The sequence below is a fragment of the Bacteroides stercorirosoris genome (genome assembly GCF_900142015.1).
Taxonomy (GTDB): Bacteria; Bacteroidota; Bacteroidia; order Bacteroidales; family Bacteroidaceae; genus Bacteroides; species Bacteroides stercorirosoris.
Genome location: NZ_FQZN01000044.1, coordinates 17,233 through 39,338 on the forward strand (window position 1 = coordinate 17,233; position 22,106 = coordinate 39,338).

A 22,106-nucleotide genomic window follows, 5' to 3' on the forward strand; every position below is an offset into this window, starting at 1 on the left:
CAATTCGCCGCCTTTTTGTCTTTATTGAAAAGTATTATAATGGAAGAAAAGAAAGAAGTACAAACGTACGCCGTAATAAATCTAAGCGCGGCCGACGATAGCCCCGCTTATCCGAAGTTATCGTTAAACCGTGCGGGCTGGGTGGCCTTCGGGACTAAAAACCTTTTCCCCCAGGACATTATTAACTACAATAGCAAAAGCCCCGTAAACGCTTCTATTATAGAAAGTACGGTAACGTATATTTGCGGTAAAGGGGTGCGCGATAGTCAGCCCAACGCCAAAAAATACGTAGGCGTACCGAACGCTAACGAAAGCTGGGACGATCTTATAGAAAAAGTAGCTAAGGATTATAAGACCTTCGGCGGTTTCTACTGGCAAGTAATAGTTAATAAGGGTAGTACAACAGTTTCGCTTTTCCACCAGGATTTTAGCCAGGTACGTATAGGCGAAATTACCGAAACGGGTAAACCCGTAACCTTCCGTATATCGAAAGACTGGACGAAGACCAGCGGGAAAAACAAGCCGTTAGAACTTCCCGTATGGCCTGGAAGTGTAAGCAAAGCTAAGAAGGGCGTAGCCTACCTTTTTTACCATTGGGACTATACGCCTGGCCTTAACTTCTACTGTGTACCTGGTTATTATCCAGCAATCGAATACATTAAGGCCGACGGTACATTAGGCCAGTTCTACAATAACAGTATAGATAACGGCTTTACCCCGTCGGTGGTTATTAATATGCCTAGTAACCCGTCGGAAGAAAAAAAGGCCGCTTTTCAAAAGCAAATGGAAGACGCCTTCGCGGGTGCTAAGGGTGCTTCGTCTATCGTAATACTTTGGGGTGAGAGCGACGCCGTTAAACCAGGTATCACACCTTTTAACGCCAGCGCTAACGCTGATATATATAATAACGTCGAAGGTATCGTATTCCAGAAAATTATAAGTGCCCACCGTTTAAGTAGTCCTACACTAGCGGGCGTATCTGGGTCGGGTAATCTAAGCGGGAACGCGGCCGAAATTATCGACGCGTACGTACTCTATAACTATACCGTAATCGAAAAACTACGCCGTAAGATACTGGATAAACTAAACGTCTTTACTAAAATTAACGGTACGGGCGAACTGTTTATAGAAGACCTGGACGTACTGCCTAAAATACGCGAAACGGAAACAACGACCGAAGACGTGGTAGTAGAAGAAGGTGCGGCGACCCTATCGAAAAAAGATAACGCCGTAATCCGACTATTAAAACGCCTATTATTCCGTAACGCCGCTTAAACCCTAAGAATATGGAAGTAGTATTAATAAACGAAGAACTGTTTAAGGAAAACGGGCCGATAAAAGAAGACACGATAATAACTAAGTTCGTGCCTTATATCAATATCGCCCAGAAAATGTACATAGAACGTATTTTAGGTAAGCCGTTAACCGACGAACTGAAAGACCAGGTAAAGGCGGCCAGCCAGGAAGACGCAACGGGCGAAGAACTAACGCCAGCTAACCAGGCTTTAATATTAAAGATCGCCCCCGCCTTATCATTCTACGCCGTTTACCAGGGCTTACCGTTTCACTGGGCCAGTATCGTAAACAAGGGTATAACCTTACGTAACAGTGAAAACAGCGACGCGGTAACCGTAGGCGATATAGCCCAGTTAAGACGCTGGATTAAGGACGACGCCGAAGAACTGGGCCGCGATCTGATAGAATACCTTTGTAGTTGTAAGATGCTTTACCCCCTTTGGAAGCCTGGGCGGGGTTGCGGTTGCGGGCCAGAATGGGACGGCGGCGAAGGTTCAGTAGTTAGCCCGTTCGACGCGGGTATATTCATACCAAAAAGGCGGTAACTATGTTACTGAATAGCATAAATACAGGATTAAAAAAGATGTTTCTATTTAGCCACATTTTAGACCTGCTTAAAAAAGTGGGTAGTAGTTTATACGGCTGGCTTTTGGCCGTACTTGGTAGCGTCGGCACTTTCTTCGCGACTGAAAAATATTGCTTCTACGTGGTCTTAACCGCAATAATGTTAGACGCCCTTTTCGGTACGATCGTATCCATTTATAAAAAACGCGGTTTCGCTTTATCTAAACTGGGCCGCGTCACGACTTTTAAGATATTGTCGTATGGTGCTTCGCTGGTTATCGTTTTTATGATCGAAAAGCTGGCCCACGATACGGGCTTTATCGGTATTAAGGTCGCGGCGGGCTGGGCGGCGGCGTGTGAATTTTGGTCTATGTCGGCTTCTATTCTTATAATCTGGCCCGACGCGCCGTTTTTCCGCATTATGCGAAGGCAACTAAAAGGGGAAATAGCCGCTAAACTGGGTAAGCCGATAGATGATATACTACCCGAAGAATAAAAAAGCCCCCCGTATAACACGGGAGGCCGCCGAACAAAAATCTAGGATTGTAATCAAAGCGACATTTGCCCGACTTATACCGCTATTTCTTCACACTCTAATTTTTGGGCGAAGTGTTTTAGCCCTTTTTCTATTTTATCCGCTGTTTCTTTCCGCGGACTTTTGTACCCATTTGCATACTGCCAGAGTTGTTTTTGATTTACCCCCGTTAAATTTTCCATAGCGGGAAGCGTTATAAATTGGCTGTAATACTTAACCAATCCCGTAATATCAAAGATTAATTCTATTTCGGGGTTACCCTTTAATACATCGGGGGCGCTTTCGTTATACTCCAAATATAAAGCTATGGCGTCTTTTACGTTGTCCTTTACTTCGTCTAACGTATTTCCGACCCCGTAAATACCTTTAACGTCTTTAGCCCAAGCCCCGTAATGGTCTTTGCCACCTGAAACAATAACTTTTAAAGCATCCATTTTAGTAGTATAAAATTATTAGTAAAAATAAACAAGCGATACCGACGCGAAGAAAAAACGAAATGAAAGGTAGGGGCTTAAAGCCCCATTTCCTTTGCAATTTTCAACCTAAGCGGTTCGGGTATTTCCTTTGAACCGTGATTAGGAACGGGATAACGTATTCCGTCTTTCTCGTAAATAACGTGGCTTCCCGTTTGTCTGACTGATTCCCAGCCTCGCCGTTTTATCAGTCTGTGAAACTCGTTGTACTTCATGTCAAATATCGCTTTGTTTACCCTACAAAGGTAGTATATATTTATATACCATCCAAATAAAACGGTATATATTTATATACTATTTATGCTTTTTAACTACCTACTTTTAAAACGGGCAACGACCCACAACACGCCGCCGCCCAGGGCGGCCATACCTAAATACTGTAAAATATGTTCGTACCACCTTAACGGCATACGTATAGGCCGATCTACGGGTACTTCCACTTCTACAGGATAAGGCGCGGGCTTTTCTACCTCTACTTCTCTGTCCACGAACTGAACGCGTATAGATATGCTATCCGGTTTGTTCTCTATGATATGCTCCAGGGTTTCACTATCACCGTGCCAGATAGCCGTAGACTTAGCATACTTCGTTTCTACCGTACTAGTGGTATCGGGTATAGCTTGTTTCACGTATTCCCGTTCTATCTGTACGTCTACAATCGTATCTCGTACCGTTTCTTTGACCGTCACTTTCTTTTCTACAGGGATGTAGACCGTTTTACACCCCAACAGAATAAACATCATTAGAAGGGCTAAAAATAGTTTTTTCATAATCGTGGCCCTTTATAGCGTTTATTGTACAAAACTTGCATACGGTTAGTCCCGCTATAGGAGAGATGTACAAACGTAGGGTATAGTATCATTTGATCGAACACCAGCCCCAAGTCTATCACAGCTCGCGCGACTCGGATAGGCTGTACCATGACCTTTTTACCGTTAACCGTCTCATAGAATTTATTATCGGCCGCCTCTCCTTTCCGGTGTTGCGACGTATCGACGCCACCGACCAATTTATTAAGTGCATCACACCGATAACCGCTGCTGATTAAATCGTTCCACCCTTCCGCGTCACAAAGTGGCTGTAAAAGGTTCACAGCTAACGCCCGTACTGCGGGCTTAACAGATGCAGGCATACGATTATTTATATTATTCGCTGTAGCCGTTGCACTCCGTTCAAATTCTTCGTAAGTAAAGTTTTTGCTTATTCGTTCCATATCATTTTTATTTGCGGCCCGCCGTACCTACTGTTACGTCAAAGCCAGATGAAATATTACTAAGTCGATTTAAGAATACGTAGCGTTCCGCGTCTTTTGCATGGTTAAACTTGTCTATGGGCTTTCCGGTATAGTTACCGTCGGCGTCTTGCTCATACCGATATTTCCGATTCTCGTCTATACTGTTAAGCGACCTAGCGGTATAATGCTTCTTGTATCGGTTCATAACGCGTATGCCCAAATCTATGTCTTTGTTATCGGATGGCACCGCATTTACCCCCATCACCTTAAGTTCCTTGATACTCTTAGGCTCTGCCTTATCACATATACTTTCTATGTCAGCGAAGCCCGCCGCGTGTATTACCGCTGCTATATCTGGGTTATCCATGTTAGGCCCGTAAGCTAGTTCATCTATCCAGATTTCGCCGCCTTCTCCCTGTATAACGTGCATTATTGCAGTAGGAGCCGACCAACCGAAATCTACACCTATCCAATGTTTCTTCCAGGTATTACGGGGCGGAAGGTCCGCGACTATATCCCAGTTCTGTATAATGGTTCCTTCGTAAACACCCGTCTCGCCCAAGATCATTACACGGTAATAGTTTTCGTCTATACTACCCTGGTACTCTATCTCGAATATTTGAGCGGGGGCCAACATATCGTTATCCTTGTAAGTACTATGTATCAGTATAGTATCTTCCCGTGTCAAAACTTTACTATCTACCCAGAACTCGTATAGGGGGTTATAATCCAACCAAACCCACTCGCGTGTACGGCCGGTAAGTTCGCGATACACTGGATAAGGGATATTTATGCACTCATTTATAAACAGTATATCACGTGCCGGACCTGTCACTTTACCGGGCGTATCCGCACTAAAAAACTCTATGATGCTATTGCCTACCCGATATATAAAGTCCGTAGCATTCCAATTATCCTCATTCCATAGATCATCCGCTTTTAGCATATCCTTAAAATCGCGGATACACCCCCGTTTAAGATGCGGCATAGTTTCAGACACGACCGATATAGTACGCGGTCGTTTCGACTTGGTAGCTATGATATACAGTATTTGCAGGATAGACCACGTTTTAGAAGAACGGGTACCGCCTTTGTTTACGAGATTACGGACGCCCGGCACTTTTAAAGCGCGTAAGTTCCTGCTAAATACATTAGTTGTTTCCATTATAACAAATCATCTAACTCGCTTAGATCATCTTCGGTTTTCTGATCTCTTACGCTCACATGCACGACGGGCGCACCGTTAGTTGTAATATCGCGTTTGTCGGCCAGTCCGTTTAAACGGGCAACTATGGCAGGATTAAACAGCCCTACCATAGCCCCCGATATTTGTTGCGACTGTATAACCTGCTCGATCATTTCCATAGCGTCTAATAATTCCACCTCAGTCGTTACGGCTTTCCCCTTCTCGATCTTTTCCCGAAGGTTACTCTTTGCCGATCTAAAATAACTACCTGACACGCCCAGGTAACAGGTTAAATCGGCCATCGTATAAGGCCTTTCATGGGGTACGTCCGCTTCTTCGTAATTACCCTTGTACTTCACCAACTCGACCGTATAGATCGGGTGGCGGTCGCACCAGTCGAAGTATAAGTACGCTTCTTCTAACAGCGTGGCCGCGTCGCTAAATAGCTTATCGCGGCCGTGCTTAGTGCGTAGCTTCCAGAATTGATTACCTGTTAAGCGTGTCATAAATTAGTTACAGTAGATCGTCTGGGTTATCGCCGTTACCAGCGTCGCCCGTGTTAATTACTTCGCCTTCTTTCGGCCCTTCTTTAATTGTGGCCCTACCGCCGACCTGTACGGCAATATCCAGCCCGCGCGCGGTTTTGTAGGTGCCAGGTTTTACGGCCGTACCGTCGGCCAGGGTTACGGTTCCCTTATTCGGGTCTTCCTGACTGGGCGTAAAGTCGAACGGTAGCCCTTCGGCCATAGGGGTACGGGTTACGCCTTCTGCGGGGGCCACGAAGCCAGGCGCGGCGGGGTCGTCGTATTGCGGTTCGGGATTATCGCCGTTACCAGCGTCGCCGTTTTTCCCCTTATTCGGGTCTTCCTGGCCTTTATTATCGTCGGCCTTGCCTTTCCCTCCCTTCGGCGCTTTTTCTTCCTTCTTCGGGGCGCTTTCCTTCGCGTACTTTTCGTATCCTTCCAGCCATTTACGTAGTTCGCGTACGCGGTTACGCAAACAGCTACTACACGTCTGGGGCGTGTCCCTTTTTTCGAAGGCTGCGTTATACGCGCCATAAACCGCCGATACGCTATAGCGGTGCTTATCGCCGTCGGCGATCACGTCTTTAACCTGTTTAACCAGGGCGGGCGTTACCTTACTGTAGTCTGACCCTTTTGTTTTTGCTTTAGTCATAAATTCGGAATTTTAATTTTATGTATAAAAAGTGTATAAAACCTACCAGAATACCCACACCGATAAGGCCGAAGGTTACGACGATACGTACAGGCCCGTAATGTATTTCGCGGCCCAGTTCCACGCCTTCGCTATCTACGGTTACCAACGTTTCGACGCCAGGGAAATAAGGCGTAAGGATTAACGCCAGGACGATACCCAGTACGACGGTAAACCAGAACGTAAGGCACGGTCTACACGTAAAGGGTTTAAAGTTCAGCGGAAGCCGTAGGACTTCGGTAAATAGCCAGCCTAACGTAAAGGCCAGCAACGCGTTAAGCACGACTATCGCGGTAACGCCGACTAGAAAAATTAATGTTTCCATATACTAAAGACAATTATTTCAAAAATCGACTACTGATAGCAAAAAGTCTTTTCTATTTCCGAACTCACGAACTACGCTTTTTTTTACGTTTCCGATAGACGACCACACCTTAACGAAGGGTATGCCTAACATCGTCGATAACTTTTTATAGGATATGTCGGGCGCCAGTCCTACGTACATTTCGAAAAGTGATATACTTACTTCGTCGTAGGTGCCGCGTACGTATTCCAGAACTTCGGCGTTAATCGTTTCTACCGCTTCTTCGTATTCGCGGCTGTCGAAGTCGGGCGCGGGCGTATCCAGTTCGGCGGGTTTTTCCAGCAAAAGGGGGACAGTTAAATACGGGCCGCTGGCTTTTTTCTTTTCGTTATTAATGAATACGCCGCGATACGACTGTAGAAAATATCCCGTATAATCGTTTACCTGTACGCCTTTAAGCGCGATAGCGTCGTATACTCTTAACATCGTGTCACTAAATAGATCGCCGTCGATCGGATAACCCGCGCCCTGGGCGTAATACTTTAGTTTATCCATATTCGCGGCGTACCAGTCCATAAATTCGCGGGCGCGCTTTTCGTTAGCTGGCGTCGGTACTTCGTCGCCGCGTAACTTTATATACTTCTTTCCTTTGTTCATAAATATTTGTTTCTTAAATCTTTAATTTCATTTAGTAAAAACGTCTGGTTACTATCCTTAGAAGCCAGGCGGCGGCGTACGCGTAAATCGCGCGTACCCTTTATAATCAGTCTATGTATATAAATTTCTTTTGACTGGCCGCGGCGTAATAACCGCGCTACTGTTTGCTGGTAATGTTCCAGATTCCAGGTAGTAGTAAACCATACCATACGACGGCCCCCAAACTGTAGGTTAAGGCCGTGGCCCGCCCCCGCGGGGTGTATGAGTAAAAGCCGAATACGGCCAGCGTTCCAGTCCCTAAAGTCTTCTACGGTTTTTTTCCCTTTTCGTAGTTCCCTAGCAAACGGGAAGGCGGCGCGTATTCGGTCTACTTCGTGCTTAAACTGATATACTACTATAAAACTTTCCTTCGGGTAGGTTTCCAGTAGATCGCGTAGGGCGTCGATCTTTACGGTATTTACTTCGTGCCATACCCGCGGTAACTTTTTACCCTTATCGTCGTACTTTTGTTCTTCATAGATAGCTCCGCTACTTATCTGTAGTAGCTTATTCGTCAGATCGGCGGCGGTCTTTACTGTAACTTCGTTACCGTCCAGAAAGTCTAATACGTATTCTTCTTCCAAAGTATCGTATATTTCACGGTCGAACGGGTCTAAGTCCAATTCGATATCGTCGGTATGTAGTTCGGGTAGTACCAGGTAATCGCGCGTTTGCATTGTTAACGCGATATCGCGTAGCTTATGCGCTATGACTTTCGGGGCGCCTGGGCGGGGAATGTATTCGTAGACTATCATTCCATTGCCGCGGGTAGTGAAATATTTGTCTACGAATTTACCGAAGGTATCGCCTAGACGATCGCCATCGTCCAGTAACACGATCTCAGCCCAAAGGTCAACGTAGCCGTTAGGGCTGGGCGTCCCGGTCATTCCTATGCGGTAGTCTACTGTCTTGATCGCACGTCTCAACGCTTTGAAACGCTGGCTATCCCTGGACTTGAAAAGGCTTAACTCGTCCAGAACAATACAGTCATAGGGTAGTTTACCTACGTACTTGCCGCTTTTCTTCGTAATATACTGACCTATAAGCCAGGTAAGGTTATCCACGCCCACAATGTATATTTCGGCTTCGGCCTCTAACGCCTTCTTCCGTTGTTTTGCCGTTCCGGCCACGACGCTATAATTAACCCCTTCCAAGTGTCCCCACGTCTCTAACTCGTCGGGCCATGTAATACGGGCTACTTTGTCGGGGGCTATAACCAGCGTTTTAAGTATGGCCGCTTCTTCGTATGTCATGTCGTACAGATACGAAAGAGAAACGACCGTTTTACTTAGGCTCATACCCAGAAACAGGGCCGCGCGCGGATTACCTACCAGGTGTTCGTACGCTTCGATCTGGTGTGGGTCTGTTTCGTAATACTCGCCCTTACGCTTGTTGTATAGTGTTTTGGGTATCATAACGTTAATATAAATTCGTCTATACTTTCCTTACTGTCTAGGACTTCCACGCGGAAGCCCAGCGCCTTTAATCTCTTATGTACTCTTACCTGTAAAGGTGTCGGCTTCTTGCCCTCGTCTTTCAGTTCGACGAAAACGATACGGGCACCAGGTAACAGTACGATACGATCGGGGAAACCCGCAAAAAACAGGGGCGGGAACTTCACGCAAAGGCCGCCTAAACTTTCGACCCGAACTACTAAATATTTTTCTACCTTCTTTTCCATTAAATAGGTATCTTTGCAAAAAATAATAATTTTGTTGATATGGAAAACTTTAAAAGTATTTACAAGTATTACAACGACTTGAAATTAGATTACCCGAAACTATCGGATTATGAACTATTATCAATCGCCGTACAGATGCAACGGAACGATATTTTAAAAGCGGGTTTAACTGTTTTTGAAACCGACGGGACGCCGCCAGCATTAGAGGCGATAGCGATACAACTAGGAATGAAACCAGAAAAAGAGTGGCGACAAACGCGCGGAACAATCCTATATGAATTATCGGAGATAAAAGAAACGTTAGATAAAATCGCCGATAAAGAGTAATGTCGCTCTTGTCGCTCTTGTCGCTCGTCTTTTCTATTATAGGTCAAAACCATATATAAATTGTTTAAATTGTTAATATTATCTATTTATTTACCCTTTTTCAGTTTATAAAAAAAGATAAGCGACAAGCGACAAGCACGGAAAACAAGTTGTTTATTAGTGAGTTATGTGTCGCTTATGTGTCGCTTATGTCGCTTATCTTATCCACGCCTTAAATCTCATTCCATCTTTTCGCACATCCGTATATTTCCACCCTGACACCCGTAATATTTTCGATATGCGGTTTTGATCGACTTTAGATATGGGCCTATCGCCTTGTACTGCCAGTTCCCAAACTTCCTTAGTAGTAACTTCCGTTTTCCCTTCTACGTACCGTAATACGTCTTCTTCCCAGGCGTCGGCTTCTAAGTGATTGCCCTGTATTTCATTTGCCACTTTTTCTAATTCCCTATCCAGATATAGCGTTTCGCCTTGTGCTACCCGTTCTTTGGCTTCTGCCCATATTTGGGCTACTGTCGCGGGTGTAAGGTATTCCCAAACATCGGCGGCGGCTTCCTTACCTCTTGTACATTGTACGGGCCAGTATCGGCGGTTACCTGTTTCGTCGTGTAGGAAGTCGTTTTTATTGTGCGTACCTATAAAAATACTTTGCCGTGGGTGTACTACGTCCAGTTCTTTGTAAGCGCGGCGGTATATGTCTTCGGTTCTACTTATAAAGCCTTTGGAGAACTCCGCTTCTGTTTTATTGAAACCTCGCATTTCCGCTATTTCAAGTATCCAACGCCCGCGCATTATCTCCAGATTATCGCGTTTATCGTCGGTTATCCGTACATTATCCGTAAACCATTGGCCGCCCATTTTTGAAAGAAAGGTACTTTTACCCGCGCCCTGTTCACCTATTAATACTAATACATAATCAAACTTCGCCCCTGGCTGGTATATGCGTTTAACCGCAGCGCAAAAGGGCTTACGCGTTACCGCCCGCGTATATGGGGTGTCAGCCGCACCAAACAAGCGTATAAGTAGTTCATCCAGTCTTTCTACTTTATCCCATTCGGGTAAAGAATCTAAATATATTTTAATCGGGTGGTAGCTCTGTTCTTGCGAAGCTATGTAGATAGCGGGTTTTACGGTATCCTTCCCTTTAATTCCGTAACATTTTTCTAAGTATCTACGTATTTGGTTAAGGTCGTTATCATCTAATTGACGGGGGTATCTTACTACGTCCCTGTCCCACATAAAGGGCTTAGCTACTTCGTCTTTCATCGAATGTATATTAAGCCTCAACCGTCCTTTTAAATTTTCGTCGTTATTAAGTATGATAACCGCATTATCTATTGTACTTTCTACGGTATTTGTTTTTCCTACCATAGTAAGGCTTTCTACCCAGTCGTCGTTACTGGCCTTTTCACGCGCCTGGTCTTCCAGTTCGTCGTATTCGTCTGCGGTGGTACGTTCCCGTCTAGCCCGTAACATCTCTTTTTTAACTGGCCCCAGTTTTCCCGCGAAGTCGGCCATAGCCTTATAGCTGGGTAACTTCGTTACTTCCGTGTCGCCTTTTACCTTATCGTCCAGATCGGCGAACTTATGAAGCCTAACCAGATCGAAGGCGTTACAAAGTTTGCCGCTGGTTACGTCAGTGGCGTGGTGCGAAAAAGCTAACTTATTATCGTATATGACTAAGCCGCCCGACGTTGAGGCCCCTATAAGGCTGTAGCGGTCTTCGCCCAGTTCTTCGCAAGGCGTATAAACGTCGTCCAAAAATTCGGCGATAGCTTCGTACATACTGTAGGCCCTACAGAACGCGCCCACTATACCGCCTTTGTCTTCGGGGTCTTCCACCTTATTAGCGGTGCTAACCCTAACATTATCTTTCACGCGCGAAGACACGGGCCATGTCGTAGGGTCGCGCCAGTCTGGTAGTTCGGCTAACACTTCGTCGGCATCCATTATCGGCCCGTCCGAATAGTTAAATATAAATTCGCCGTCTTTACTGGTGGACGGGTAATACATTAACCGTGTGGGCTGGTAGGTCGTATCGTCGAAGTCGTCTATACCCAGCCAGCCAGCCACTACGCGCGCGATCGCTTCGTATTCATCCGGGCTAACTTTCCGATTAAGCGGGAACACTATTCTGAACCGCGGGTCTTCTGGTCGGTGTTTATGGGTCGTATACATACAGCCCGCGTATTCCAGTAGCCCGTAGTTTATCCATAAGTCCAGGTCGCCGTAATCGACGTCCAGGCTAACGATCTGGCGGTAGTCTACGTATCCTTTCTTACGCCGCCCTTCCCGAAGGTACCCGCCTACGAAGCCGCCTACGTCCTTTATTTCGTCCTGGCGGTCTTTGGTATAGCTGAAATACTGTTTAATGGTTTCGGGCGTCCGTTCGGTCTGTGATAGCGTATTAACTATGTCCTGCCAGGTCGCACGCTTGTTCTGCCACTTCGCCGCCCTTCGGGTGTTGGCGGTGGCGATATCTAGCGTTATGTTATACTTTAAACTTATCATAGCTTATTAGCATAGTACCCAACAAAAACAAAGAACCCAGCCACCACCAGAAACGCAAGTGCGGTAGGTATCAGTATAGGGGAAAGCACCCACCACCACGACCAGGCGACAACGCCCGTAAGCTTCAGTACTAGGAAAACCACGAAAAGGGTTACTGTTAAGATCATATATTTATTTTTCATATTTCCATCCATTTAATTTATACACTAACTTCTTTGCTTCTTCCTCACTCTGTTTTCGATCAATCTTCTTTGCGGTCGTTACATTGTTAACAGGCTCTTCGCGTTGGTAAACATTGTACCCGCCCATGTATCGACTATAATAGAACTTCGGTAATTTCTTCATTGCTGATTTACTTTCTCATACGTATCCCGCTGGTAATAACTACTACTCCAATAATGGTGGCATATTTTGGCTTTCCTGTCAAAAACGGGACAGCGTTTTAGGCCTACTTGTACTTTCTTCCTGTTAATAATCTCATCATGTAGGTCTTTGGTACAATTACCTGTCGCAGTACAACAGATACAATTTTCACAATCCTTCAAAGTTTACCTCCTTTCTAATTATTATTGAATTAAAACGTTATTTTTCTGTCTATTGGACGCCATGCTATAGGAGTTAAAACCAAGTTTTTGTCATCTATGACAAGCATGGGATGCCAATGTTCAATGTCACTATCATAATAAGCCTCTATACAGCATTCATAGGTATTCTTATGCTTTTTATTGTAGACAGACAATTTCAGTAAGACATTATCGCTTACTCCACAATCTGATGTATCAGGCAGTTCTTCGCTCACAGGAAACCAATATTGTGCATATCTAACACCGTCAACAAACATATATTCCAGTTGTCCTTCTTTATTGGCTCTTGTTTTCCACCAAGCTGCCTTATAAGCCTTTTTTGCGGCTTCCCATATATTATTCATATTTTCGTTGATTTGAATTACTGTTTAAACTCTGGCAGAATACCGAGGTATAAGTATCGGTTATCGTCAGTCTTGTACACAGTCATGTAAAACAATACATCATTTTCACTTTTAATTGCATCACATCCTTGAACGAAGTCCCTTGAACAATATGTAGGACAAATGATTTCCGCTATATAGTTACATAACCTTTCGTCAATATAGTCACCCGGAGATAAAAATTTATCCAAATCTTTATCTTGCTTAGCCCATGCTTTAAATGTCTTCTTCATTTTTATTTAGTTTTACTTTAATTCAGTTTTAATAAACTTTCTCATCTGCTCGCTGAAAGAACCACTCCTTTTTTGTGCAGCTTTACAGTCATCAATTGAAAGATTTGCTTCCTTAATTATTCCTGCTGCGATTGCTGGCATATCTCTGACTACTACAATATGTTGAACGGCAAACCAAACACCATCAATAAATTCATTATTCATTTCTATCTTGTTTTACTCTAATCCTTTTTATAATATTTACTTATATACCCATCACCTTTAAGCGGCAACCCACCAGCCCAGGAAGGGCCGACGGCCATAATATCATACATTGCTTTAAGGGCGTCGGGCGCTTCATTATCCGGGGCCTCACTTACTACCTCGTCATGTATGTGCATGAGGATAGGTAGCCCCTCATCGTAATATATCCTGTACATTGCATCACAAAGACAGTCCCTTGCAATGGCCTGGGTTATGTTTTCTACCAGCGACCCGCCGTATGTATCAGTCTTGACCCATATCTTTTTTGTCTGATCTACGCCCCAATATGACAACTTCCCTTTATCCAGACTGGCACCATAATAGGCCAGGCGTCGACCGCTGGGTAGTTCGATAAACAGGTATCCGCGATCGTATAGGAATTTAAGGCTACAGTACCTTTTACGAAGTACGTAGCTGGTCTTATTCTTTATTACGTGCTTAGCGGCGTTTTCGACTTCCCGCCATAGTTTAACTATGTTCGGGTTAGCTGATCGCCAGGCTCTAACAATCGCGGGTAATTCGGCTTCGTCCAGCCCTTCGCGTAAGGCGCCCATAGCTATAAGCGCACCCGCCGCGCCCTGGTATCCCAGCGCCAGGGTCGCTACTTTTCCTTTGGCCCGTAGGTCGCTACCGTGGGTTATCATATCCAGCGGAACGTTAAACATATTCGCGGCCGTAGCTTCGTAAATTTTGCCGTGTGTATGGAATACGTCTAATACCCAGTCTTCGCCAGCTTCCCACGCCAGTACGCGCGCTTCGATAGCGGAAAAGTCAGATACTACCAGGCTGTTACCTTCGGCGGCCACCAGGGCCGTACGGGTAAGGCGGCTAATAATATCTGGGACGTCTTCGTACAGTAGATCGGCGAAGCCATACCGTACGGCTTCGCGCGCTACGTCTATATCTTTTTTAAGTGTTCTTTTTAGGTTCTGTATCTGGGGGCCACGACCCGAAAAACGGCCCGTACGGTTAGCGCCGTAGAACTGCAAAAGACCGCGTATACGGCCGTCGCTACAGGCGTAAGCTAAGAAGGTATCGTATTTACTTATCGACGTCTTAGACGCAAACTGGCGAAGGCGTAAGACACGTTCTACGTGGTCGGGTAATAGTTCGCCGTCCAGGGCGTCAGCTAAATAGTCTTTACCCAGGCTGTGTACCTGGTGCCCTAATTCCTGGAATAACCAGCGTTTAAGCTGGGGTAGGCTATTCGGATTACATACGCCCGTTATATCTACTATTTCGTCGTGTACGCGTTTAGTAAACTGGGCGTTTAATTCGATAGCCGCTTTTATAAATTCGTGATCTACGGAAATACCCGTAGCGTTAATTATTTGGTCTAGTATCCAGTATTCGCGTTCGTGATCTGGAAGGCCAGGGAAGCGGGAAATATAGGCGTATATTTCTTTTTCCGTTCTTACGTCCTGGGCGTTATATTCTTTAAATTCGGCCCACTTTTCGGGGTCGTGTTCTGGTAGGTTCTGGGTACGGCCGCCGTTCTTTTTAGTAGGTTTACACGGTTTACAGAAGTACGTTATTAGGGCTTTACCGCGGGCGTCTTTTTGCTGGCTAAGCCCTAATACCTGGCCGATCTTATCCAGCCCTAACGGTAGGCCCAGATACGCGGCGGCTATCATTGTGCAAAACCATTGGCGTAGTTCGAGGCAAAGCCCGAAGTACGTACCTATGCAAACATATTCGAAGTTCGCGTTATGGGCGATTTTTAATACGTTCGGGTCGGTCAGGGCTAACCAGACATCGGCGGGTATACTTTCGCCAGGGAATGTATCGGCCGAAGTATCCAGCGCGATAGTCGGGCCGTCGTCCCAGCTGTAGGCAAAAAGTATAATACTAAACGTAGGGTCTTCGGCGTAACGGTATACCCCTACGTCCCCTACGTCTAGCTTACAACGCGTTTCTATATCTATGTGTAAATGTTTCAAGACAAATAAGGTATTACGGTGTCTATTATTTCGTTAACTATCGAAGGGTTCATATCCGAAATAGGGAAGGAAACGCGGCCTTTATTTTCTTCGTAGAAAATCTGTAATAACTGTATTTCTTTCCCTAACCAGCTAGTGCCGTCGGTTATTTCAGCCCGTATAATATGCACGCTATTAAGTAAATGAAGTATAGAATAATACCGATCAGCGTAAGTATTAACCACGCCTTTGTAGCTTCTATCCTTTCTAAGTATTTCTACTATCTGTTTTTTTTTTGAGCATACAGGAGAAAATAAAGGGCGACGCGTGGCCGCCCAGTCGGTTTATAATAAGTCGTCTTCTTCGTCGTAATCGTCTGGGTCAGCTTCGAAACCGCCCAGCCGTTCGCCGTCGTCCATTTTCATAAGGCTGTTGAGGTAGAAACCGAAGCCCTTAGACTTGTTATTAAAAGGATAGCACACGATAACCCCACGGCAATAACATCCGCTATAAACTTCGTCCAGGTCTATAATTTCCTGTTTGTCGGTATCGAATACTTTAGGCTGGCTTTTCGAAGCGGCCTTTAAGAAGTAACAGCCTTCGTATTCAGTCGCTTCGGGGTGTTCTTCTAACCATTCGTCGCCGTCCCTTAGCGGGTTCCATAGCTTCGGACTGGTTACGGGTAGCCCCTTAAACATACTTTCTTTATTTGCGGCGTATGCGGCCTTAATCGCGCCTTTGATCTTATCTACGTCGGGGCTGTCTTTGTCGATCAGAAACGTAGTATCGTACTTCTTATCGCCGTCGTCTTCGAAGCTGGACGGTTCCTTAATATGTACGTAACTTACGCGGTGCGTACTCAAAACCACTTTAAGCGGGTTTCTTTCTTTTGTTTGTTCTTTTTTCTTTGCCATATCGCTAAATTTTTAATCTTTGTACGGTAACCTAACTTCTTCCAGACGCGGCGCCGTCCGTACGTTTGCCGCTACGTCTGTTTCTACTATGTTGGATACGTTACGCTTACGTACCCATTTTACAGTACCTACGTACTGGCCGAAACTTCCAGGCTCTAGGTACTTAACCTGATAGCTTTTATCGCTTTCGCCTATTATTTCGACTTTTACCGTGTGCGAAGTATACCCGCCCTGGTAGTCGCTTAGTCTGTAATGGTACGTCGCTGTTTTCATATCTATAGTAAATTTTCTAGTTCGCGGTCTTCGTCGGTTTCATGCTGACGATTAAAGCGAATGTCGGATACCAGGCGTATTTTATACGGGTTGTCTGGCTCTCCCGTCGGTATGTACTTACCGTCTTCGTCTAGTTCGTAACAGGCGGCAATACGACCGCCTGGGTAAACTTCGATACATTCGTACTTTTGGCCGTCCAGTTCGAAGGGCTGTAACGGTTCTAAGTCTGTAAGTTTCATTTTTTCTTTTCCCTAGATTTAATTATCTGGCCTAGCCATATACCCATATTTATTAAATCCTGTCTAGTAGGTAAGGCGAAGTCTAGTATGTAGCAAAAGTCCTCGCCCTGTACATCGGACTGTATATATACCTGTCCTTCCGTGGGTTTCTTTGGCTCTCTATCGGTAACCCCGATAAAGTATTTAACCCCTTCGGCTTCCAGCGCCTTAGCGGCGTCGTCCATAATCTTTTTAATCCGCTTTTGTTTTCGTTCCTTCTGGCTCATATATTTTTGATTTATATTAAGTCGTCGTACTCGTCAGCCGCGGAAGCGCCTATAGCTGGCCTATCGTCGTCTATGGGTGCTATTTGTGGCTTACCTGGTACGTTTATTACCTGGTCGGCGAAAAGTTCTTTAAACCGCTTCGGGCCTACCATTTTTTCTATAGCCGTAAGGGGTTTTATCGAACTGTCGAAAATGTCGTTTTCGAAGCCTTCGCCTAACAGAATATCTACTACATCGTCTTCACTCTTAAAAGACCGCTTACCGCGTCCAGCCACCAGCTTAAAGCCTTCCAGCGGCTTGTTACCTTCTAGACGTTTAACGGCGTCTTCTTCCACCTTCTTAACCCAGGAAGCGACCAGCGGGCCGTACGTTAGTACGGTTACTAAGTCGGCGTCGGTCATAACCCTTTTATCTTTGATTGTCTTTACATCGGCGAAGCGATCGTAGTACGCTTTACAGGAAGTACGGGCCTTACAGAACTGGCAATGTTTACCAGGGATAAAGTCGCCCATACCCGCTATAGCTAGTTTGGCCTTTGGGCTTACTTCTTCTTCGGCCCATTTCAGTAGATCGGTTACGCTAATATCCCAGGAAGAAGGGCCGCCCGCCCTGGGCTGGAATATAGACAGGCTTACGGTTTCGGGTTTTAGTCCCTTCTTTACGGCCGCTTCGTAAGCGCCCAGACCGTAGCACATCATTTGCTTATTAGCCGTAGCGGCCACGCGTACGCCAGCGCCGTACTTAAAGTCAGTTACGTGTATAACCTTCGGGGTAAGGCTTGTAGCGTCGGCCGTTCCATAGCCTAACGGTATGTACTTAGTAAGATCGTAGGAATGTTCTATAAGCACGTCGCCGCCTTTTTCCAGTACGAAGCCTACGTAGGCTTCGCAATGTTCCAGCATTTCAGGGCTGTATAGTTCGCTGGCCGTGATCTTACCCAGCATAGCGTTAAACGTCTTCTGTGGGCCTTTAAATAAGCCCGCGCGGGCGCTTAGAAGAAGGGCCGCCAGTTCGTGCGCTAACGTGCCTTCGGCCGCGTATACGCTTTCGTCTTCTGGTATTTGTTCTTCGAAACGCGCCGAAGGAGTACAGACTAGCCACCTGTACGCCGCCGACGGGCTTAATATTGCGTGTGTCCCTGCCATTAGCCTAAATCGTTATCGTCGCTAGGGAAAATATCGGTAAGGGCTTCGCCTTTGCCGTAACGTGTGATCGCGTCGTAGAAGGCGTCGTAGTCTTCGGGTTCCAGCGGTTCGGCTTTAGATACGCTGGCCGCGTTGAACTGGGCTAACATCCATTTGACGTCCGCGCCTTTCTTGTTTTTGGTCTGCTTAGTTACTTCGGCCTTAATGGCTTCTAACTTAGCGTCGTCGTCCAGATCAGCGAAGGCGGGGGCGTCCTTCTTCGTTTCAGTCGCTTTGTCTTCGACGGGTTTACTACTACGCGTACGCGTCTTCTTTTCTTCCGCGGGTTTACTACTACGCGTACGCGTCTTCTTTTCTTCCGCGGGTTTTTCCGCTACTTCTTCTTTCGGCGCTGCGGGTTTCGGTTCTACCTTCGGGGTCAGGTTGTTTCCCACCATACCACCAGTTAACAGGGCTACTGTTTTTTCGCCCAGATCGACAGTTACTTTTACGTTTACGTCCATTGTTTTTGAAATTAAATTGTTATACATAAGGTGAATTACTCTTTATCAATCAGCAAAACCATTGTCCAACACATACACATAGTGCCGATATGCCAGTACGCATTTTCAAATAATACTCCCCATAGGCAAACTATAGCCAATAAGACCGCTATGTACTTCATTATTTTATCCATATCATTTCTTATTTAAAGTTGCTATTTCCGCTTCGGCTTTCTTCGTAGCGGCAATATCTAAGCGGCTGTAATAGATCGGGGAATTTTTCGCGGGGCCGCGACGTATAGGCAGTATATTGCCTTTTTTAATATGGTACTTTAACCAGCGCTCACTACCCGCGATCTTTACGGCTTCGTCGTACTTCACGTCGTCAAATGCTGGAAACATTTGTTTAGCAATAGCCAGGGCCGATAATTCGGCCGCTTCGGTTATTTGCTGTTTAAGTGTGAAGACATCCATAGCGTTAATTAGGAAAAAGAGTACTACATTCGGTTTCTATACTCTTGGCTGACTTCAAATAGTTAGCTATTAGTTCCCGCGATCTGGTTTTAGGGGTGCGATACCCCAGCCCCCAGGCGGTAACGGTCGCCAAAGCGGTATTACATTCGCGGGAAAGCGCTATAGCTACTTCGTCTTTTTCCGTAGAACTCAATCCTTTCCACCACTCTACAAATGATTTTTCGATTATTTCCATTATCTTTGTCCATTACTTGTTAATTACAAATGCAAATATATAACCGTTTTGGTTATAATACAAATGATTTTAAAACTATTTTAGTTATAAATGCGTAATGAAAAAATTAGAGCCTGTAAATCAGTCTGTTGAAATAGGAAAAAAGTTAAAAGAATATTTCGATAAGCTGGGTTATACCCAGCAATACGTAGCCGACAAACTAGGCGTAAGCCAGGCGGCTGTATCAGCATTACTGAACGGTAAACCTTTCGGTAAGAAGCTAGCTAACAAATGGGCCGAAACGTTCGGACTAAAACCAAATTGGTTATTAACGGGAGAAGGCGAAATGCTTAAGGCGAATACGACTGAAACGGTTATAGGGGGAATAACACCCGCCATTATTTACGACATGTTCGTAAAATCGGGCGAAAGGATAGCTAACGCTGTAGAAGAAATAGCAAACTCTAATAAAACTCTGGCAGATACTAACGCGAAGCTGGTAGACACCAATCAGAAATTAGTAGAACGAATTTTAGAGTTAACTGAAAAAGGGGTTGCGGCGGGTGCAAAGGGTGCTGTACCAAGGGCGGCATTAGGATAGCGCCCTTTGATCGAACGAAATTTGTTATTAACAATGTAGGAAAGGCCGCAAAAAGCGCGCCTATCCTTATAAACGATAATTTAATTAAAAGGTTTATGAGTAAAATATTTTATTTATTATTAGTGTCGTTGGTGTTTTTCGCCTGTAGTAGTGATGACGACATAAAAGGAAATGACAGTATAGTAGGTAAGTGGTCTTATCAAAAAATTACGGTGGAAGTAAATACTAACGACCCCGCCACGACGGTAGAAATAAAAGAAAAATTACTTAACGATCGCGAACGCCAGGGCGGTATAGAATTTACGGAAGACCTAGTATATAAATACTATGACCCGTTAGATAGTAAGACTTATTCGGGTACTTATTATTTCGAAGGAAATAAATTATATGTCTGCTTTACTGATAAAGAAGGTAAAGAATGCGATCAGGTAGCCTATACGTTAAATGGTAATCTACTAGATATTATCCACGACGAAACCGAATGGATGAAAAGGGAATACCCAAACGCTAACGTTACATCTGCAAAACAGAAAATAAGTTATTTCAGATAAGGTACAATAGTTCTAGTTCCGTCCAGTCGAATAGTTCTAATACCTTTTTATTAGCTTCCCAGATTACCGACCAGTCCTTATCTATATAAATGTCGGTTACCTTCATTTCGTTATCGACGTGGTTTAAGGCTTCGTGTACTGTCGCCTTATCTATGCCGACCGCCGCCGATCTGGCGATAGTGGCCCAGCTATGGCGCGCCGCGTAAAATTCCAGCCCGTCTATGCCTATTTCTTTTCCGATCTGTTTAAGTCCTTTATTTAGGGCTTTATTAAAAGTAAAAGGGGTAGTATAGTGGTCGTAAAAGCTAAACAGGCGCTTGTCTTTTGGGTCGGCGTACTTTTCCATTAGTGAAGTTATACAGGGTTCTACACGTACGCGCATTTCGGCGTTATCGTCGCGGCGCCCTTCGGTCTTACGTCGATTGTAAATAACAGTATCCAGGGCTTTTATATCGGCGTAATACATATCGGCGCTATTCATACCCACCAGGGCAAAAGAGAGTATAAAACAGTCCTTCGCCAGATTATAACGCGACCACTTCCCGCCGACTTTTTCTTTTTCGTAGGGTAGGTTAATAATCTTTTGTAGGACCTCAACGGTCACGGCTCTTTTACGCGTTTTCGGCTGGGGCTTTATCTTATAGTTCTTAAACGGGGAATACGGTATACGGATTAATCCGCGGTCTTCGTCGTTAAATTCGGCTTTTGCCTTATTGTGGATAGCCCGAACACACGCCAGGTATGCAGATACAGCGCGGCCGCTTTTGGGCTTAATATCTTTCTTTTCCGTTTTGCGGTTACTACCTTGCTGGCTGGGTTCGGCTTCTATAAACTTTTCAAAGTCCCGTAAGAAAGCCGTAGTAATTTCGGTTATATCCAGGTGATCGCGTTTGATAAACCGCTGTAACGCGCTTAACATTATTGTATAGGTACTGGCCGTTCCTGGGTTCATACTGGCCGCTTTCTGTTTGGTGTATTTTATAAAATCCAGGTGGAAGACGTCGCCACCTTCTAAGTGGCTTTTTAATTTATCTACCAGATCGTCGATACTCATATTATTAATTTCAAAGCCCAGCGTATTGCAATAATCGCGGCACTTCTTTAGTAAGGGTTCGCACTGATCTAATACCGACTGGTTTTTTATTTTTAAATTGCGCGTAAGATCGTCGCCCGTTACGTATATATTAGTAGACAGGCGTCTAATTACACGGTTATGGGTAACGCGAATACGGACGTTATAGGTACCGTCGCTTCGCTTATTCTGTATTTCTGCTTTAAATGTAGCCATAAACTATATGTCAACTTTTACGGGGCAAATGTACCTAAAAGCGGCGACAAGTGAGAAAGGAAAGGCGTATAATTTTTTAATGGATGGAACGCAAAAAGGCCGACAATCGCCCCTTTATGGGTTGCGGTTATCGGCCTTTTTGTCTATAATTTGCTGTTTTATAGTTATTTACACTGTTGAAAAAAGAAAGACCGCCAAGAGTGGAAGCCTCCTAACAGTCTATATATTTTTAGTAGCGGGACCCGGGATTGAACCGGGGACCTCATGATTATGAA

General features: G+C 45.0%; 31 protein-coding genes. 6 read left to right on the forward strand and 25 right to left on the reverse strand.

The genetic code is table 11. The annotated features are described in order from the left end of the window. Window positions 1-141: 141 nt before the first annotated feature. The 3 genes from BUC01_RS22190 to BUC01_RS22200 are packed head-to-tail and all read left to right on the forward strand — an operon-like array spanning window position 142 to window position 2,356. Window positions 142-1,275, forward strand: a complete 1,134-nt coding sequence (locus BUC01_RS22190; protein ID WP_243462633.1) for a phage portal family protein — start codon at window positions 142-144, stop codon at window positions 1,273-1,275. 11 nt (window positions 1,276-1,286) lie between these two features. Continuing rightward, a complete protein-coding gene (locus tag BUC01_RS22195) occupies window positions 1,287-1,841 on the forward strand; it encodes a DUF6712 family protein (RefSeq protein ID WP_025833813.1) in 555 nt (184 codons plus the stop codon). A gap of 2 nt (window positions 1,842-1,843) precedes the next feature. Continuing rightward, a complete protein-coding gene (locus tag BUC01_RS22200; RefSeq protein ID WP_139261907.1) occupies window positions 1,844-2,356 on the forward strand; it encodes a hypothetical protein in 513 nt (170 codons plus the stop codon). A 74-nt stretch (window positions 2,357-2,430) separates the two neighbouring features. Here the strand turns inward: BUC01_RS22200 and BUC01_RS22205 are convergent, their stop codons facing one another. The 11 genes from BUC01_RS22205 to BUC01_RS22255 all read right to left on the reverse strand — a co-directional run bounded on the left by BUC01_RS22205 (window position 2,431) and on the right by BUC01_RS22255 (window position 9,184). Next, window positions 2,431-2,829, reverse strand: a complete 399-nt coding sequence (locus BUC01_RS22205) for a type II toxin-antitoxin system HicB family antitoxin (RefSeq protein ID WP_025833808.1) — start codon at window positions 2,827-2,829, stop codon at window positions 2,431-2,433. A gap of 77 nt (window positions 2,830-2,906) precedes the next feature. Beyond that, window positions 2,907-3,083: a type II toxin-antitoxin system HicA family toxin gene (locus BUC01_RS22210; RefSeq protein ID WP_034524578.1), complete on the reverse strand. Its 177-nt coding sequence runs from the start codon at window positions 3,081-3,083 to the stop codon at window positions 2,907-2,909. Between the two features lie 96 nt (window positions 3,084-3,179). Next, a complete protein-coding gene (locus BUC01_RS22215) occupies window positions 3,180-3,638 on the reverse strand; it encodes a hypothetical protein (RefSeq protein WP_139261908.1) in 459 nt (152 codons plus the stop codon). Further along, a complete protein-coding gene (locus BUC01_RS22220; RefSeq protein WP_025833805.1) occupies window positions 3,635-4,081 on the reverse strand; it encodes a D-Ala-D-Ala carboxypeptidase family metallohydrolase in 447 nt (148 codons plus the stop codon). The genes BUC01_RS22215 and BUC01_RS22220 overlap by 4 nt, the downstream gene beginning before the upstream one ends. A 7-nt stretch (window positions 4,082-4,088) precedes the next feature. Next, window positions 4,089-5,267, reverse strand: a complete 1,179-nt coding sequence (locus tag BUC01_RS22225) for a PBSX family phage terminase large subunit (RefSeq protein WP_073314917.1) — start codon at window positions 5,265-5,267, stop codon at window positions 4,089-4,091. Next, a complete protein-coding gene (locus tag BUC01_RS22230) occupies window positions 5,267-5,794 on the reverse strand; it encodes a terminase small subunit (protein WP_025833803.1) in 528 nt (175 codons plus the stop codon). Before BUC01_RS22230 ends, BUC01_RS22225 begins: the two co-directional genes overlap by 1 nt. 7 nt (window positions 5,795-5,801) lie before the next feature. Continuing rightward, window positions 5,802-6,464, reverse strand: a complete 663-nt coding sequence (locus BUC01_RS22235) for a hypothetical protein (protein ID WP_073314919.1) — start codon at window positions 6,462-6,464, stop codon at window positions 5,802-5,804. Further along, window positions 6,457-6,828 carry a hypothetical protein gene (locus BUC01_RS22240; protein ID WP_025833799.1) on the reverse strand — a complete coding sequence of 124 codons (372 nt, stop codon included), beginning with the start codon at window positions 6,826-6,828 and terminating at the stop codon, window positions 6,457-6,459. Before BUC01_RS22240 ends, BUC01_RS22235 begins: the two co-directional genes overlap by 8 nt. A gap of 18 nt (window positions 6,829-6,846) precedes the next feature. After that, on the reverse strand, window positions 6,847-7,464 hold the full coding sequence (locus BUC01_RS22245; protein ID WP_025833797.1) for a hypothetical protein: 618 nt from the start codon (window positions 7,462-7,464) through the stop codon (window positions 6,847-6,849). Beyond that, window positions 7,461-8,801 carry a DEAD/DEAH box helicase gene (locus BUC01_RS22250; protein WP_159106524.1) on the reverse strand — a complete coding sequence of 447 codons (1,341 nt, stop codon included), beginning with the start codon at window positions 8,799-8,801 and terminating at the stop codon, window positions 7,461-7,463. Before BUC01_RS22250 ends, BUC01_RS22245 begins: the two co-directional genes overlap by 4 nt. A 113-nt stretch (window positions 8,802-8,914) precedes the next feature. Continuing rightward, window positions 8,915-9,184 (reverse strand): PDDEXK family nuclease, encoded by a 270-nt coding sequence (locus tag BUC01_RS22255; RefSeq protein ID WP_025833793.1) that lies wholly within the window; start codon window positions 9,182-9,184, stop codon window positions 8,915-8,917. A 39-nt stretch (window positions 9,185-9,223) separates the two neighbouring features. On the opposite strand from BUC01_RS22255, the gene BUC01_RS22260 reads away from it, so the two are divergent. Further along, the gene (locus tag BUC01_RS22260) at window positions 9,224-9,511 is read left to right on the forward strand and encodes a hypothetical protein (RefSeq protein ID WP_073314921.1); all 288 of its coding nucleotides are present in this window, start codon (window positions 9,224-9,226) and stop codon (window positions 9,509-9,511) included. 195 nt (window positions 9,512-9,706) lie between these two features. Here the strand turns inward: BUC01_RS22260 and BUC01_RS22265 are convergent, their stop codons facing one another. From BUC01_RS22265 to BUC01_RS22330, 13 genes are all read right to left on the reverse strand, one after another. After that, the gene (locus tag BUC01_RS22265; protein ID WP_073314923.1) at window positions 9,707-12,022 is read right to left on the reverse strand and encodes a virulence-associated E family protein; all 2,316 of its coding nucleotides are present in this window, start codon (window positions 12,020-12,022) and stop codon (window positions 9,707-9,709) included. Window positions 12,023-12,193: 171 nt separating this feature from the next. Continuing rightward, entirely contained in the window at window positions 12,194-12,367 is a 174-nt protein-coding gene (locus BUC01_RS25625; RefSeq protein ID WP_159106522.1) for a hypothetical protein, read from the reverse strand. Window positions 12,368-12,596: 229 nt separating this feature from the next. Continuing rightward, window positions 12,597-12,950, reverse strand: coding sequence for a hypothetical protein (locus BUC01_RS22275; RefSeq protein WP_025833789.1), 354 nt, complete (start codon window positions 12,948-12,950; stop codon window positions 12,597-12,599). A 17-nt stretch (window positions 12,951-12,967) separates the two neighbouring features. Further along, entirely contained in the window at window positions 12,968-13,222 is a 255-nt protein-coding gene (locus tag BUC01_RS22280; protein ID WP_025833787.1) for a hypothetical protein, read from the reverse strand. A gap of 12 nt (window positions 13,223-13,234) precedes the next feature. After that, window positions 13,235-13,426, reverse strand: a complete 192-nt coding sequence (locus tag BUC01_RS22285) for a hypothetical protein (RefSeq protein ID WP_025833785.1) — start codon at window positions 13,424-13,426, stop codon at window positions 13,235-13,237. A gap of 17 nt (window positions 13,427-13,443) precedes the next feature. Beyond that, window positions 13,444-15,405 (reverse strand): DNA polymerase, encoded by a 1,962-nt coding sequence (locus BUC01_RS22290; protein ID WP_073314925.1) that lies wholly within the window; start codon window positions 15,403-15,405, stop codon window positions 13,444-13,446. Window positions 15,406-15,728: 323 nt separating this feature from the next. Further along, window positions 15,729-16,298: a DUF2815 family protein gene (locus BUC01_RS22295; protein WP_025833777.1), complete on the reverse strand. Its 570-nt coding sequence runs from the start codon at window positions 16,296-16,298 to the stop codon at window positions 15,729-15,731. Between the two features lie 275 nt (window positions 16,299-16,573). After that, entirely contained in the window at window positions 16,574-16,810 is a 237-nt protein-coding gene (locus tag BUC01_RS22305) for a hypothetical protein (RefSeq protein WP_025833773.1), read from the reverse strand. Next, a complete protein-coding gene (locus BUC01_RS22310) occupies window positions 16,807-17,076 on the reverse strand; it encodes a hypothetical protein (RefSeq protein WP_025833771.1) in 270 nt (89 codons plus the stop codon). Before BUC01_RS22310 ends, BUC01_RS22305 begins: the two co-directional genes overlap by 4 nt. 11 nt (window positions 17,077-17,087) lie before the next feature. Then, complete coding sequence (locus BUC01_RS22315) at window positions 17,088-18,221, reverse strand: DUF2800 domain-containing protein (protein WP_073314927.1); 1,134 nt, start codon at window positions 18,219-18,221, stop codon at window positions 17,088-17,090. Further along, a complete protein-coding gene (locus BUC01_RS22320) occupies window positions 18,221-18,724 on the reverse strand; it encodes a hypothetical protein (RefSeq protein WP_025833766.1) in 504 nt (167 codons plus the stop codon). The genes BUC01_RS22315 and BUC01_RS22320 overlap by 1 nt, the downstream gene beginning before the upstream one ends. Window positions 18,725-18,898: 174 nt before the next feature. Next, window positions 18,899-19,177: a hypothetical protein gene (locus tag BUC01_RS22325; protein ID WP_025833764.1), complete on the reverse strand. Its 279-nt coding sequence runs from the start codon at window positions 19,175-19,177 to the stop codon at window positions 18,899-18,901. A 4-nt stretch (window positions 19,178-19,181) separates the two neighbouring features. Beyond that, entirely contained in the window at window positions 19,182-19,412 is a 231-nt protein-coding gene (locus BUC01_RS22330; protein WP_025833763.1) for a hypothetical protein, read from the reverse strand. Between the two features lie 97 nt (window positions 19,413-19,509). Between BUC01_RS22330 and BUC01_RS22335 the strand changes: the two genes are divergently transcribed. Both BUC01_RS22335 and BUC01_RS22340 read left to right on the forward strand, forming a co-directional pair. Further along, window positions 19,510-19,992 (forward strand): helix-turn-helix transcriptional regulator, encoded by a 483-nt coding sequence (locus BUC01_RS22335; RefSeq protein WP_025833761.1) that lies wholly within the window; start codon window positions 19,510-19,512, stop codon window positions 19,990-19,992. 95 nt (window positions 19,993-20,087) lie between these two features. Continuing rightward, window positions 20,088-20,543 carry a lipocalin family protein gene (locus BUC01_RS22340; protein WP_025833760.1) on the forward strand — a complete coding sequence of 152 codons (456 nt, stop codon included), beginning with the start codon at window positions 20,088-20,090 and terminating at the stop codon, window positions 20,541-20,543. Here BUC01_RS22340 and BUC01_RS22345 read toward each other — a convergent pair. Next, window positions 20,536-21,831, reverse strand: a complete 1,296-nt coding sequence (locus tag BUC01_RS22345; protein WP_073314929.1) for a phage integrase SAM-like domain-containing protein — start codon at window positions 21,829-21,831, stop codon at window positions 20,536-20,538. The genes BUC01_RS22340 and BUC01_RS22345 overlap by 8 nt on opposite strands. Between the last annotated feature and the right edge of the window lie 275 nt (window positions 21,832-22,106).

Bases quoted from the DNA above. Each gene is read 5' to 3' on its own strand.
- BUC01_RS22195 (WP_025833813.1), top strand. From the start codon at position 1,287: ATGGAAGTAGTATTAATAAACGAAGAACTGTTTAAGGAAAACGGGCCG.
- BUC01_RS22200 (WP_139261907.1), top strand. From the start codon at position 1,844: ATGTTACTGAATAGCATAAATACAGGATTAAAAAAGATGTTTCTATTT.
- BUC01_RS22205 (WP_025833808.1), bottom strand. From the start codon at position 2,829: ATGGATGCTTTAAAAGTTATTGTTTCAGGTGGCAAAGACCATTACGGG.
- BUC01_RS22210 (WP_034524578.1), bottom strand. From the start codon at position 3,083: ATGAAGTACAACGAGTTTCACAGACTGATAAAACGGCGAGGCTGGGAA.
- BUC01_RS22215 (WP_139261908.1), bottom strand. From the start codon at position 3,638: ATGAAAAAACTATTTTTAGCCCTTCTAATGATGTTTATTCTGTTGGGG.
- BUC01_RS22220 (WP_025833805.1), bottom strand. From the start codon at position 4,081: ATGGAACGAATAAGCAAAAACTTTACTTACGAAGAATTTGAACGGAGT.
- BUC01_RS22225 (WP_073314917.1), bottom strand. From the start codon at position 5,267: ATGGAAACAACTAATGTATTTAGCAGGAACTTACGCGCTTTAAAAGTG.
- BUC01_RS22230 (WP_025833803.1), bottom strand. From the start codon at position 5,794: ATGACACGCTTAACAGGTAATCAATTCTGGAAGCTACGCACTAAGCAC.
- BUC01_RS22235 (WP_073314919.1), bottom strand. From the start codon at position 6,464: ATGACTAAAGCAAAAACAAAAGGGTCAGACTACAGTAAGGTAACGCCC.
- BUC01_RS22240 (WP_025833799.1), bottom strand. From the start codon at position 6,828: ATGGAAACATTAATTTTTCTAGTCGGCGTTACCGCGATAGTCGTGCTT.
- BUC01_RS22245 (WP_025833797.1), bottom strand. From the start codon at position 7,464: ATGAACAAAGGAAAGAAGTATATAAAGTTACGCGGCGACGAAGTACCG.
- BUC01_RS22250 (WP_159106524.1), bottom strand. From the start codon at position 8,801: ATGAGCCTAAGTAAAACGGTCGTTTCTCTTTCGTATCTGTACGACATG.
- BUC01_RS22255 (WP_025833793.1), bottom strand. From the start codon at position 9,184: ATGGAAAAGAAGGTAGAAAAATATTTAGTAGTTCGGGTCGAAAGTTTA.
- BUC01_RS22260 (WP_073314921.1), top strand. From the start codon at position 9,224: ATGGAAAACTTTAAAAGTATTTACAAGTATTACAACGACTTGAAATTA.
- BUC01_RS22265 (WP_073314923.1), bottom strand. From the start codon at position 12,022: ATGATAAGTTTAAAGTATAACATAACGCTAGATATCGCCACCGCCAAC.
- BUC01_RS25625 (WP_159106522.1), bottom strand. From the start codon at position 12,367: ATGAAGAAATTACCGAAGTTCTATTATAGTCGATACATGGGCGGGTAC.
- BUC01_RS22275 (WP_025833789.1), bottom strand. From the start codon at position 12,950: ATGAATAATATATGGGAAGCCGCAAAAAAGGCTTATAAGGCAGCTTGG.
- BUC01_RS22280 (WP_025833787.1), bottom strand. From the start codon at position 13,222: ATGAAGAAGACATTTAAAGCATGGGCTAAGCAAGATAAAGATTTGGAT.
- BUC01_RS22285 (WP_025833785.1), bottom strand. From the start codon at position 13,426: ATGAATAATGAATTTATTGATGGTGTTTGGTTTGCCGTTCAACATATT.
- BUC01_RS22295 (WP_025833777.1), bottom strand. From the start codon at position 16,298: ATGGCAAAGAAAAAAGAACAAACAAAAGAAAGAAACCCGCTTAAAGTG.
- BUC01_RS22305 (WP_025833773.1), bottom strand. From the start codon at position 16,810: ATGAAACTTACAGACTTAGAACCGTTACAGCCCTTCGAACTGGACGGC.
- BUC01_RS22310 (WP_025833771.1), bottom strand. From the start codon at position 17,076: ATGAGCCAGAAGGAACGAAAACAAAAGCGGATTAAAAAGATTATGGAC.
- BUC01_RS22315 (WP_073314927.1), bottom strand. From the start codon at position 18,221: ATGGCAGGGACACACGCAATATTAAGCCCGTCGGCGGCGTACAGGTGG.
- BUC01_RS22320 (WP_025833766.1), bottom strand. From the start codon at position 18,724: ATGGACGTAAACGTAAAAGTAACTGTCGATCTGGGCGAAAAAACAGTA.
- BUC01_RS22325 (WP_025833764.1), bottom strand. From the start codon at position 19,177: ATGGATGTCTTCACACTTAAACAGCAAATAACCGAAGCGGCCGAATTA.
- BUC01_RS22330 (WP_025833763.1), bottom strand. From the start codon at position 19,412: ATGGAAATAATCGAAAAATCATTTGTAGAGTGGTGGAAAGGATTGAGT.
- BUC01_RS22335 (WP_025833761.1), top strand. From the start codon at position 19,510: ATGAAAAAATTAGAGCCTGTAAATCAGTCTGTTGAAATAGGAAAAAAG.
- BUC01_RS22340 (WP_025833760.1), top strand. From the start codon at position 20,088: ATGAGTAAAATATTTTATTTATTATTAGTGTCGTTGGTGTTTTTCGCC.
- BUC01_RS22345 (WP_073314929.1), bottom strand. From the start codon at position 21,831: ATGGCTACATTTAAAGCAGAAATACAGAATAAGCGAAGCGACGGTACC.